The sequence below is a fragment of the Actinocatenispora sera genome (assembly GCF_018324685.1).
GTDB classification, from domain to species: Bacteria; Actinomycetota; Actinomycetes; order Mycobacteriales; family Micromonosporaceae; genus Actinocatenispora; species Actinocatenispora sera.
Genome location: NZ_AP023354.1, coordinates 3,691,405 through 3,703,581 on the forward strand (window position 1 = coordinate 3,691,405; position 12,177 = coordinate 3,703,581).

The window sequence follows — 12,177 nt, forward strand, 5'->3', positions numbered from 1 at the left end:
GAGCGTGCCACCGGGCGACCGCGGCTACCGCGGGACGAGCGCGAGCACCTCCCGCAGCCGGTGGACGTGCTCGTGGTCGCCCGGGTCGTCGCAGTCGTCGTACGGATCGTAGTGGACCGCCCGGATGCCGGCCGCCTGTGCGCCCCGCACGTCGGCCGGCACGGTGTCCCCGACGTGTACCGCGTGCGCGGCGTCGACGCCGACCCGCTCCAGCGCGGCGCGAAACAGCCGCGGGTCCGGCTTGTCGAAGCCGACGATCGCGCTGTCGAGCACCGCGTCGACCGGTACACCAGGGCCGTCGCCCTCCTGGCACATCCGGGCGTCGAGCAGCATCTGCGCGATTCTGCCGTCGGCCTGGGAGACCACCGCGACGCGCAGGCCGGCCTCGGTCGCCGCGGCGAGCGCCTGCCTCGACGCCGGATCCGGCGCGTGCCACATGTTGCGGGTGCGGGAGATCGCCAGGTACTCCTCGGCGCAGGTGCGCCACCGCTGCTCGGGCACGCCCGCGTACCGGGGGAGCAGTTCGTAGTAGTCGCGCGGCTCGCCACGGCTCGGGAACGCCGCGTTGTAGGCGGCGAAGTGCACCCGGAGGAACTTCTCGGGGGTGTCGACGCCGCCGTGGCGGGCGATCACCGGGGTCAGGAGCTCGGCGTTGGGGAGCAGCAGCACCCCACCCACGTCGACGAGCAGGGCCCGGCGCACGGCGCTCGGTGCTGGGCGATGGTGCTGGTGGTTCATGGGCGGTCATCCGATCTTCATTGAAAAATTGCCAGAGTTTTAGCTAGGTTTTGAAAGTATTGACGACCGCGGCCCGGCGTGCAACGATCGGCCGCAGCCGCTGCCGAGGGGGTTGGCATGTCCTGGAGAAGGTCACCGACGATCTCTCGCCGTCGAGCACTGCCGAAACGCTCCGCCCTGGGCCTGATCATGGCGGTGCTGCTGGCGGGCAGCCTGGCCACGGCCCCCGCACAGGCGTCCCCCGGGAGGTCCGGCTCGCCGGGCTGGGGCAGCCCGGCCGACAGCTGGCTTCCCCAGCCCAACGAGACCCCGCCGGACAACGGTCTGGCGCTGACCCCGCCGATGATCTTCAACGCGTGGATGACCAAGGGCTGCAACATCTCCCAGCAGACGTTCGTCGACGCCGCGAACACGCTGGTCGACTCGGGCCTGGCCGCCGCGGGCTACGACTACGTCGCCATCGACGACTGCTGGTCGGCCGCCGAACGCGACGCCGACGGCAACCTCGTGGCAGACCCCGCCAAGTTCCCCAACGGAATGCGGTGGCTCGGTGACTACCTCCACGCGCGCGGACTCAAGTTCGGGATCTACGAGGACGCCGGCACCACCACGTGCGCCGGCTATCCCGGCAGCTGGGGCCACTTCCAGCAGGATGCCGACACCTTCGCGTCGTGGGGTGTCGACCTGTTGAAGTTCGACGGATGCAACCTGCCGTCGATCGCCGGCCAGACCGCCGACCAGGTGCTCGAGACGGCCTACACGCGGATGGCGGAGGCGCTGCGGGCGAGCGGTCGCCCGATCGCCTACTTCGAGTCCGCCCCCTGGTACGCCCACGATCTTCCCGCCGCGCTGGAGTGGGCGAGCCGGATCGGCAACCTCTGGTACAACCCGGCCAACGGAAGCGTCGAGTCGGCGCGGTACGCCGGACCAGGGCACTGGAACTTCGCCACGACCCTGGCACCGCAGCTCTCGTCTAGCCTCGCCGAGAAGCGGGCAGCGGTCAGCATGGCGGCCGAACTCGCGTCCCCGCTGGTCTTCAGCGCCGACATGGCGACGTTGACGGCCGCCCAGGCCAAGGTCCTCGCCAACCCCGCGGTGATCGGTGTCGATCAGGACCCGTACGGCGCGCAGGGCACCTCGGTCGGCCACCAGGGCGACGTGCAGGTGCGGTCCAAGCCGCTCGCCAACGGCGACATCAGCGTCCTGTTCTCCAACAACGGCGACACCAGCGAGCGGGCCAGCCTGACCGCGGCGCAGGCGGGCTTCTCCATCGACGCCCCCGCCTACTCGCTCGACAACCTGTGGACGGGCACGAAGACCCAGTCGGCCGGTACCATCTCGGCCGACGTGCCGCCGCACGGCGTCGTGATGTACCGGGTGACGCCGCTGCGCAAGGCGGCACCCACCGCGGCGCCCGCCACCGACCTCGCGGTGCGCGGTTCCGGATTCAGCACCGGAAGCACCGGACCGGTCACCGTGACCGTCACCAACGACGGCGTCCAGTCGCTCAAGCACGTCACGCTGTCGGTGACGCTGCCCTCCGGTGGCACGGTCACCCCCACCTCACCGGTGGCCGTACCGGAGATCGCGCCGGGAGCCTCGTGGCGGGCCACGTTCACGGTCACCGTCGCTGCTGCCCCGCGGGCGGCGAGGTCGAGATCGACGCAACCGCGGTCTACCGGGTCCCGCCGACACCGTCCGCGCCGTCCGGGCCGAAGCGGCGATCGCACGGGGCGGGGTTCTCGCCCTCGCTGACCCCGTACGCGCACCTGTCCGACGGGTTCGACAACGTCGGCATCACCTCCGACTCCGACACGGTCCCGGCGGGGTTGGACGGTGGCTTCGACGGCAGCGGCGGCACCTACAGCCAGGAGTCGTTGGACGCCGCGACCGGGTTGAACGGCGCGGTGCTGTCCGACGGCGCCTCGCCCGGTGCCACCATCGACTACCAGGGCACGCGGTTCACCATGCCCGACGTGCCGGCGAGCAGGAAGGACAACCTCGCCTCGGCCGGTCAGATCATCTCGCTCCACGGCACCGGGGAGGCGGTCGCGCTCCTCGCGGCCGGCGCGGGCGCGGCCTCGGGCACCATCACGATCAACTACACCGACGGCAGCTCGTCGGCCGCGACCATCTCCGTGCCGAGCTGGTACTACAGCGGCCAGGCCACCGGGAGCGCGGTACCGGTGGTGCAGACGCTGGGCCGCAACGCCGGCAAGGGCCACGTCCACCCGAACTACAGCTTCGATCTGTACGAGGTGACGGCGCCGATCGCCCAGGGTAGGACGGTCGCGTCCGTCGTGCTGCCCGACAACCGGAAGCTGCACGTGTTCGACCTCGCGCTTGCCGCCCGGGCGCCGGTGAAGCCGGTCTTCGCCAGTGTCGAACAGGCCTACGACAACATCGCGATCACCGACGAGGCGGCCCCGAACCCACCCGCGCTCAACGGCGGCTTCGACGGCGGGGGAAGCACCTTCTCCCAGCAGGCGCTGAACGCGGCCACCGGCCTTGACGGGGCCACCCTCTCCGACGGCGCGTCACCGGGCGCCACGATCACGTACGGCGGGACGGCGCTGACGATGCCCGACGTGCCGGCGGGCGAGGTGGACAACGTCGTGGCGGCCGGCCAGACGATCAAGATCTCCGGTACGGGATCGGCCGTGGCCCTGCTCGCCTCCGGCGCCGGAGCCGCGACCGGAACGGTCACCGTGACCTACACCGACGAGACGACGTCGTCGACGCAGGTGTCCGTGCCGAGTTGGTACTTCCACGGGCAGGCGACCGGCGACGCCGTGCCGGTCGTGCAGACCTTCGGCCGGAACAAGAGCACCGGCCTGGTGAACACCGCCTACACCTACGATCTGTACCTGCTCAGCGTGCCCGTGCCGGCGGGCAGGACGGTCGATTCGGTGACGCTGCCGGACAACGGCCAGCTCCACGTGTTCGCCATGACGGTGACGCCGTAGTGGCTCCCTGCGCGGGCCGCCGCACCGGTCGGGCACAGTAGAGGTCTCGGACCCTCGCCGGGCCGCGGTGGATGCCACGGCCCGGCGGTCCGGACCGTCGCGATCGGGGGGAACATGATGCAGGACGGCTCCACGCCGGGGGCCGAGGTGCCGACGGTGCTCGAACGGATCGCGGCGGCACGACCCACGTTCTCGGCCGGCCTGATCCGGGTGGCCGACGCGATCTCGCGCAGCCCCGAACTGACGGCGAACATCGGGATCGTCGAGCTTGCCCAGGCGGCGGGCACCTCGGTGGGTACCGTGACCCGGTTCTGCCGGGTGATCGGCCTCGACGGGTACACCGCGCTGCGGCTGGCACTCGCCACCGAGCTCGGGCAGGCGGCAGCCGATCTGGACGCCGATCCCACCGGAGAGATCGAGCCGTCCGCGAGCGCCCGGGACACCGTCAAGCTGATCGCCGCGTCCAGCGTCAACGCCATCCGCCGTACCGCCACGCTGCTGGACACCGAGGCGCTGAACCGGCTCGCGGTCGCCGTCGACGAGGCCCGGCAGGTGCAGATCTTCGCCTTCGGTGGCAGCGCGCAGATCGCGCGCTATCTCGCCGACCAGCTCGTCGGCATCGGCGTCGTCACGCTCACCTCGCCCGACGTGACCACCGCGGCCGCGCACGCGGTCACCCTCGGGCCCGGCGATGTGGCGATCGCGATCAGCCACTCGGGTACCGCGCAGCACGCCCTCGACCTGCTGTCGGTGGCCCGCGAGCGCGGCGCGTTCACCGCCGGGATCACCAGCAGCATGCACGCACCGCTGGTCACCGAGGCCGATCTGACCCTGGTCACCACGGCGCGCAGCACGACCGCGCGCTACCGCGGCACGGCCGGCCGGCACGCGCAGCTGTTCGTCACCGACGCGCTCTACGTACGGGTTTCGCAGCGGCGCGCGGGCCAGGCGAACCGGCTGCTGACGCTCGCCGGGCAGGCGACCGCGCCGTACCAGACCCGCGGTGAGCACCGGGCGGCCCGCACCGATCCGGCGCCGGGTGCCTTGACCCCGGCGGTCGCCACCGATGCGGCGCAGCGTGCCTCGACGCCGGCGGTCGTCAACGATCCGGCGCCGGGTGCCTCGATGCTGCCGGGCGCCTCGACGCCGGTGGTGGTCACCGAGCAGGCGAGCGGAGGCATCCTGGTACTGGACACCGACCAGGACTGGGCGACGGAGTCGGCGGTGCGCTGGTCCTGGCGGCCGGAGGTCGAGGCCGACGACCCGGACCGGCCGTGGCGATGCCCGACCGACGCGCGGCTGCGGCGCGACGCGTCGGGGCAGCAGTACCTGCTCGTCGCCGATTCCTACGGGCTTCTGGCCATGGTGCGCTACCCGGAGGGCGGCGCGGCGGCCTGGTCGGTGCACGCCGGCGCGGCGGCGAACCCGCACGGTATCGAGCTGCTGCCGGGCGGCAACATCGCCGCCGCGGCGAGTACCGGCGGCTGGGTCCGGATCTACCCGGCGAGCCAGCCGGACGCGACCGGGTACGCCGAGGATCGGTTGCCCGGCGCGCACGAGGTGCTGTGGCGCGCCGATGATGGTGGCCTGTGGGCGATCGGTGACACCCTGCTCGTCCGGTACGAGGTGGGTGGGCCAGCCGCGGCCCCGACGCTGCGGCGCGCGGCCAGCCACGACCTGCCGACCGCGGGCGGCCACGACCTGCAGCCGGACGCCGGCGAACCCGGACTGCTGTGGGTGACCACGCGCCACGGGGTGTACCGGTTCGACACCGTCGCCGGGGAGTTCGTGGCCGGGGCACCCGCGTGGGATCGACCGGACGTCAAGAGCGTCGGTACCGACCGGCGGTCCGGTGCGGTGCTGCAGACGACGCCCCAGCCGGACGAGGAGTGCGGCTGGGGCACCGACCGGGTCGACTTCTTCGTCGGCGAGGAACCCCGGGTGTCGAAGACGCTGCCCGGCGCGCGGATCTACCGGGCCCGCTGGTTCGCCACCGACAGCAACTGACCTGCCTCGACGCGGTCGCCATCCACGCCGGGTACGCCGGCGGTCCCGACGCCGGCTCGGGGGCGCTGGTCATCGGCCCGCCAGTCGAGATGTGTCGACGCAGGACGGGCGATCACGGACGGGCGCGTGCCGGAGCCGTGCGGGCGGTGGCTGCGCGCAGTGCCCACCGGCGGCAGGATGCGATCGTGCGGACCACCGGTGGCGGAGGCGATCGGCGGCCAGGGCGGCGAGCAGCAGGGCGCTGGCGACGGCGAGGATGGCGAAGCTGGGCGGCAGTACCGGCAGCAGGGAGGAGACGGTGAGGCCGAGCCACACCGACCCGACCGCGAGCGCACCCGACAGCGGCATCGCCCGGTACGGGTTGCCGACGAGCCGGGCGGCGGCCCCGGCCGGCGCCGCGACCAGCCCCAGGATCAGCAGCGACCCGACGACCTGGGTGGCCTCGGCGGCGGCGACGGCCGTCAGGGCGAGGAACCCGAACCCCAGCAGCCGTACCGGCACGCCGCGCACCGCGGCGACGGTCTCGTCGAGGCTGGCGAAGATCAGCGGACGGGCCACGAGCGCGAGCAGCAGGCAGACGCCGAGGCCGATCGCGGCCGCGGTGATCGCCCGGCCGTGGCCGATCCCGAACACCGACCCGAACAGTACGGTCACCGACGCCGCACCGTTGCCGGCGCTGCGGCGAGTCGTGTAGACGGTCAACAGCAGCACGCCCAACCCGAGTACCCAGGCGAAGGCGCCGCCGATGGCCACGTCGTCGGGTTTGCCGCGGCGGCCGGCGGCGGCCATCCCGACCGCGACCAGTACGGTCGTCGCGAACAGCCCGGCCCGCAGGTCCAGGCCGAGGGCGAGGGCCGCGAGGGCGCCGGTGAACGAGACGTGGCTCAGCGCGTCCGCGGTGAACACCTGGGCGCGCAGCACGAGCAGGTAGCCGACCAGCCCGGCGGCGAGAGCGACGAACGTACCGGCGAGGAATGCCTCCCGCAGGTAGTCGTGCGAGAACACGGCCGCGAGCGCGCTCACCGGGCGACCCTCCGGAAGCGGTGCGGCTCGGCCTGCGCGAGCATGGCCGCAAACGAAGTCACTGGGCGATCCTCTCGGAGCCGGGCAGGCCGTCGCGCGGGAACGTCCGCACCGGGCGACCTCTGCGGTGCCGGCGGTCGAGCCCGGCGCGAATACCCGCGGCGGCCACGAAACCGGCGAAGGCGATGCTGGTCAGCCAGAACCCGAGCGGGCACGGCGAGTAGTAGGTGGCGGTCAGGGCGCTCCACACGGCGACGAGACCGAACAGGACGGACAGGGCGAGGCCGCGGGCCGGGCGAGCGGTGATGCGCTGTGCGGTCGCCGCCGGTAGCACCAGCAACGCGAACACCAGCAGCGCGCCGGTGATGGAGGCGACCGCGGCGACGGTGGCGCCCAGTACCAGCAGGAAACCGAGGTCGAGCGCGCGTACCGGCACGCCGGCGGCCCGGGCGGTCTCGGGGTCGGTGGAGGCGAACAGCAGCGGCCGTCCGGCCACCGCGAGCAGCGCCAGCACCGGCACCGCCAGTACGGCAAGGACGGTGACCTGGCCGCCGGTGATGCCCAGGAAGCTGCCGAACAGCAGGGCGTTGGTGCCGTTGAGGAATCCCCGGTACAGCGCGACGAACACGAACCCGCAGGCCAGCAGGAAGCCCTGGATCGTACCGACGAGCGCGGACTCGTGGCCGTGCCGTCCGACGCCGCGCCCGCCGAGCAGCGCGATGACGGCGGCGGCGGCGAGGCAGAACGCGAAGTACCCGGTGAGCGCGCCGACGCCGAGCAGGGTGGCGCCGGCCGCGCCAGGGAACCCCACCGCGGACAGCGTGTGCGCGACGAACGTCTGCCGGCGCAGCACGACCAGCCAGCCGGTCAGTGCGCTGAGCACGGCCACGATGGTGCCCGCGCGGAACGCGGTGACCATGAACGGCTGCGACCACATCTGCACCACGTCGGCGACCAGGTCGACCGAGAAGCGGACGTCGTTCATGTCAGCCGCCCACCGGCTGGTGGTCGTGGCCGACGGGGGAGTCGGGCACCCCGACGACGACGATCCGACCGCCGGTGGTGCGCAGCACCTCGACCGGCGTGCCGTACAGCGCGGTCAGCGACTCGCTGCGCAGCACCCGTTCCGGCGCGCCGACGACCGATCCGGCCGGACCGAGGTACACCACACGGTCCAGGTGCGCCACGATCGGGTTCACGTCGTGCGCCACCATCACCACCGCGACGCCCTGGTCGCGGCTGATCCGGCCGACCAGCGCCGCGACCGCCGCCTGGTTGGGCAGATCCAGGCTGTCCAGCGGCTCGTCCAGCAGCAGGATCCGGGGACGGTGGGCCAGCGCCTGCGCGATCAGGATCCGTTGCTGCTCGCCACCGGAGAGCGCGCCGACCGGGCGGTGCGCGTACCGGCCGGCCCCGACCAGCTCGACGAGCTCGGCGACGCGCTGCTTCCGCTGCCGGGCCGGGCGACCGGGCAGCGGCAGGCCCCACCGGTGCCCGTCGACGCCCAGCCGGATCAGGTCCACCCCGCGGATCCGGGTACCCGCGTCGAAGCTGCGACGCTGCGGCAGGTAACCGATCGCCCGGCGGGCCCGGGCCGGTGACGTGGCCAGTACCCGGATCTGCCCGGCTGCCAACGGTTGCAGCCCGAGCATCGCCTTGAGCAGCGTCGACTTGCCCACCCCGTTCGGGCCCAGGATGGCGACGAACTCGCCCGCCGCCACGTCGACCCGGACGTCGTGCCAGACCCGACGCCCCGCCAGCTCGACCGCCGCGTCCCGTACCTCGATCACCGGTCCGGGGTGGGCGGCCGGGTCGGCGCTCACTTGCCGGTTCCCTGGTGCAGGGCGGAGATCAGCGACCTGAGCTGTGCCACCTGCCACTGCTGGAACGAGGCGCCGGCCGGGGTGAGCGTCTCGGTGACGGTCGCGACGGGGATGCCGTGCGCCCGGGCCGTCGTCACCTGCGCCCGCACGTCCGGCGTGGCGTTCTGCGAGTTGTACACGTACACCTTGATCTGCCGGCGGGCGATCTGCCGGTCGATGACCTGCTTGTCCGCGGCGGTTGGGTCGGTGCCCTCGCTGATCGCGTTCAGGAACGATGCGGGCGTCCGCAGATCCAGCCCGGTCGCGTCGGCCAGCGGCGCGAAGATCGACTCCGACGCGCCGACCGGGGTGCCGGCGTACGTCGACTTGATCCGGTCGACCAGGGCGAAGTACTGCTTGAGGTTCGTGTCGACGACCTTGTCGTGTTGCTTGCCGTAGAAGCTCGCGTGCTGCGGATCGATCTTCTGGTAGTCGGCGGTGATGCGGTCGAGCACGGTGCGCACGTCGCTCGGCGAGTACCACCGGTGCGGGTTGCCGCCCGGCGCGACGCCAACCAGCTCGCCGACGGTGAGTACGGTGCGGTGCTCGTTCGGGTTGGCGGACACCAGCTTGCCGGCCCACGCGTCGTACCCGACCCCGTTGACGATGGCGAGCTGGGCGCCCGCCACGGCCCGGCCGTCGGCCGCGGTGGGCTCGTAGTCGTGCGGGTCGGCGCCGGGGCTGTCGATGACGCTTCGCACGGTGACGTGGCTGCCGCCCAGCTGGCCGGCGAGGCTGCCCCAGAAGTTCTCGGCCGCGACCACCCGGATGCGGTCGGCGGATCCGCCCGTACCGGAGGGCGGGGCGGCGGTGGAACAGCCGGCGGCGAGGGTGGCGAGCGCGACGCCGGCCAGTGCCAGTGCCATCGAGCGGGCGCGGTGGCGGCGGGATCGTTGCTGATGGTTCACCGAAGCTCCTTCGTACCGTGAGGTCGCCCTGGATGCTAATGACAACGATTTTCAATAACAAATGGACGCATGCCGATATGGCGATGACTGCACGGTTCCAGGCCCACGCCGCCAGGAGGCGGGGTCCAGGCCCACGCCGCCGGGAGGCACGCGAGCTGGGCTGATCGCGAGGGCTACGCGAGCGGTCCAGGCCCACGCCGCCGGGAGACACCCCAGGACGGCCTAGATTTCGGGGACGCCTCCCGCACCCGACGCCGGTACGGTCGCCCGCGCATTCCGGCTGGCCGCACCCACAGCGCCCCTGGTTCCGGTCCGGTACGCCCGCAGCGAGACCGGGCGGCTCGACACCGAACGCGGCCGGTACCTGGTGAAACGGCTGGCCATCGACGGGTGGCGGGAGCTGCTGACCCGGGCGATGGACCTGGAGCGACGCGCCGCGAGGGCCGGTCTGCCCGTCGCGGTACCGGTCGAGCCAGCCGAGGCCGCGTTCGGGCTCGGCGCCGATCTCGGCGACGGTGACGGGGTGATCCGCGTGCACGAGTGGCTGGACGCCGTGCCCGACGGCACCGCGACCCCGCAGTGGTGGGGCGGGATGCGCGCGGCGCTGCACACGCTCGCGCCCGCCGCCGAAGCGGTCGACGCCGCCCGGCACCTCTGGTACGGCGTCAACCCGCCCGAGGCGTGGGAGCGGTGGCGCGCGGCCGGTACCGCCCAGCGACTGGCCTGGGCCGCGCCGCTGCGACGCCACCGCCGCCTGGTCGACGAGCTGACCCGGCGCATCGACGCCGCGTACCGGAGCATCGGCGACCACGTCCGCACCCACCGCGAATCTGGTGCCGCACAACGTACTGGTGACCCGGGACCACGGCGCCGTCCTGATCGACCGGGACACGGCCGGCCCCGACGGCGCCCCCTGGAAGCGGCCGCCGCCTGCTGGGACGCGGCCCGCCACACGATCGGGCGGCCGTGGCGGGGCAGGTGGTCGACCAGTCGTTGGTCGCCTTCGCGGAGGAGCCCGGACTGGAGCAGGTCGTTCCGGTGGCGTTGGACGGTGCGTTCCGAGCAGTTGGCGTACCGGGCGATGGTGGCCGGCTTCGCGTAGGAGACGGTGCCGTCGGCGTGGGCGTGGTTCGCGTAGCCGAGAAGGATCTGCTTGCGGGTGGGGTGTCCGACGTCGAGCGACAGGGCGTACGACATCGCCTCTATGCTCATCGGGCCCCGCCCTGGGCCGGGCGAACAGCGCCAAGATCGTTCGCACGGATTTCGTACGAACGCTGCGAACCAGTGGGATCCACCGGCCCACCAGTGGGACTGGCCTGGGAAAACACCTGGTGGTGCGGAGGGCGTGGGATTCGAACCCACGGAGACGGGGATACCGCCTCAGCAGTTTCAAGAGCGATACACCCACCACGATGACCTTTAACAACACCATCGAAGGTCAGAACTTCACCGCGTATCCGCCGCGGTCAGGCGAAGTTGGCGGCGCATGGCCGTTTCCCCGCGCCTCCGGATCTCCCTGTCGTCCCCAGTTGATGAGGTTTGGTGCCAAGAGGTCCACAGAATGTCGACAGCAGGCGTAGCGCCAGGACGCTGGCAGCTCACGAGCCGGCGCCCTGCGCCGGCCCTCGTCAGATGTCAAGAGCTGAGAGCGTACTGGGTCTCATTGTGCAAACTGTCCAGTACACGACTCTTCGGTCATCGAGGTCTTCGATAATTTTCGCACATGAACCAGGACGAAAGTGCATCAAGCGTGGGCGAGCAGCCAAGGCCCAGGATGCGTGGGCGGCAAGCCGAGTGGCAGAACATCATCGACCATGACGACCGCCCATGGCATCCAGACCACATCAGAAGCAGGATATTGGACGCTGAAGAACAGCAGGCACTACAAAGGATCTGGCGTAGAGTCGGGTTGATCTGGGCGATCTTCGGAAACGTTATCCTGGTCGCCGCTACGGTTGTGGTGAGCCTTCTTGAAGGCGACGCTATCGAACGCCTCCGCATTTATGCGTACGTACTAACCATCCTCTCATTGGCCGGATCGCCGTTCCTGATCTACTACCAGTACAAGAGATCCAGAAACGTCCGCCTCTTCATTAAAAAGCTGAACCTGGTGCTCAGGAAAAACAAGCATCTGTCTGGCGATGAGGAGGAAACACAGTCAGATCCCGTACTAGCACATCAAAAGCAGTATCGTGATGAGATGCCAGACATCATCGCCGATTTCCGAGAGGGCGCCAACAAGTATCGGTCGGTTCATAACCGCTGGCAAAGCGTGATCATTATTGGTTCTGTCCTGACCTCTGCAATCACAACAGCCTCGGTCAGCTTCGGCTACGTCCGCTGGGTTGCCGTGGTCGTCAGCTTCATCGTGGGGTTGGCTGCCGGGTTCACTGGGTACTTTAAGTACCGGGAACGAAGCTTCAATCTTCAGTGGACATCAGACGCAATCGAGCGTGAGTACCAGTCCGTTGAGTTGCGGGTCGGAAAATACGCCAATCGCTCCGAGCCCGAGGCATTCGCTTTGTTTGCCTCCGTTGTTGAGCAGCTGCGCGATGAGCAGGCCAAGCGGCAACAGCAGCTTGACCAGCACGTTGAGATTAAGCGCGAGCAGTAACGCCCCCCATTGCTCGCCTGATGCCACAGCCTCATGAATCGCGACAATGCGGCGGTCAG

10 protein-coding genes are annotated in these 12,177 nt (G+C 71.1%); 4 read left to right on the forward strand and 6 right to left on the reverse strand.

Features of this window, described 5'->3' with window-relative positions; translation table 11 throughout:
* Positions 1-24: 24 nt before the first annotated feature.
* Positions 25-738 carry an HAD family hydrolase gene (locus tag Asera_RS17625; protein WP_030448222.1) on the reverse strand — a complete coding sequence of 238 codons (714 nt, stop codon included), beginning with the start codon at positions 736-738 and terminating at the stop codon, positions 25-27.
* Positions 739-855: 117 nt separating this feature from the next.
* On the opposite strand from Asera_RS17625, the gene Asera_RS17630 reads away from it, so the two are divergent.
* The 3 genes from Asera_RS17630 (at position 856) to Asera_RS17640 (ending at position 5,711) form a co-directional block, all read left to right on the forward strand.
* A complete protein-coding gene (locus Asera_RS17630; protein ID WP_212804621.1) occupies positions 856-2,493 on the forward strand; it encodes an NEW3 domain-containing protein in 1,638 nt (545 codons plus the stop codon).
* A 74-nt stretch (positions 2,494-2,567) separates the two neighbouring features.
* Positions 2,568-3,704, forward strand: coding sequence for a hypothetical protein (locus tag Asera_RS17635; RefSeq protein WP_212804623.1), 1,137 nt, complete (start codon positions 2,568-2,570; stop codon positions 3,702-3,704).
* A gap of 156 nt (positions 3,705-3,860) precedes the next feature.
* Complete coding sequence (locus tag Asera_RS17640) at positions 3,861-5,711, forward strand: DUF6528 family protein (RefSeq protein ID WP_169745885.1); 1,851 nt, start codon at positions 3,861-3,863, stop codon at positions 5,709-5,711.
* A gap of 69 nt (positions 5,712-5,780) precedes the next feature.
* Here the strand turns inward: Asera_RS17640 and Asera_RS17645 are convergent, their stop codons facing one another.
* The 5 genes from Asera_RS17645 to Asera_RS33975 form a co-directional block, all read right to left on the reverse strand.
* A complete protein-coding gene (locus Asera_RS17645; RefSeq protein WP_035297847.1) occupies positions 5,781-6,734 on the reverse strand; it encodes a metal ABC transporter permease in 954 nt (317 codons plus the stop codon).
* A 58-nt stretch (positions 6,735-6,792) separates the two neighbouring features.
* Positions 6,793-7,719, reverse strand: coding sequence for a metal ABC transporter permease (locus tag Asera_RS17650; RefSeq protein ID WP_084132333.1), 927 nt, complete (start codon positions 7,717-7,719; stop codon positions 6,793-6,795).
* A gap of 1 nt (position 7,720) precedes the next feature.
* Positions 7,721-8,557, reverse strand: a complete 837-nt coding sequence (locus Asera_RS17655) for a metal ABC transporter ATP-binding protein (RefSeq protein ID WP_211255700.1) — start codon at positions 8,555-8,557, stop codon at positions 7,721-7,723.
* Positions 8,554-9,504 carry a metal ABC transporter solute-binding protein, Zn/Mn family gene (locus Asera_RS17660; RefSeq protein WP_211255699.1) on the reverse strand — a complete coding sequence of 317 codons (951 nt, stop codon included), beginning with the start codon at positions 9,502-9,504 and terminating at the stop codon, positions 8,554-8,556. The genes Asera_RS17655 and Asera_RS17660 overlap by 4 nt, the downstream gene beginning before the upstream one ends.
* Positions 9,505-9,726: 222 nt before the next feature.
* Complete coding sequence (locus Asera_RS33975) at positions 9,727-10,716, reverse strand: helix-turn-helix domain-containing protein (RefSeq protein WP_425305946.1); 990 nt, start codon at positions 10,714-10,716, stop codon at positions 9,727-9,729.
* Between the two features lie 511 nt (positions 10,717-11,227).
* Between Asera_RS33975 and Asera_RS17670 the strand changes: the two genes are divergently transcribed.
* Positions 11,228-12,118, forward strand: coding sequence for a DUF4231 domain-containing protein (locus Asera_RS17670; protein WP_157035043.1), 891 nt, complete (start codon positions 11,228-11,230; stop codon positions 12,116-12,118).
* Positions 12,119-12,177: the final 59 nt, after the last annotated feature.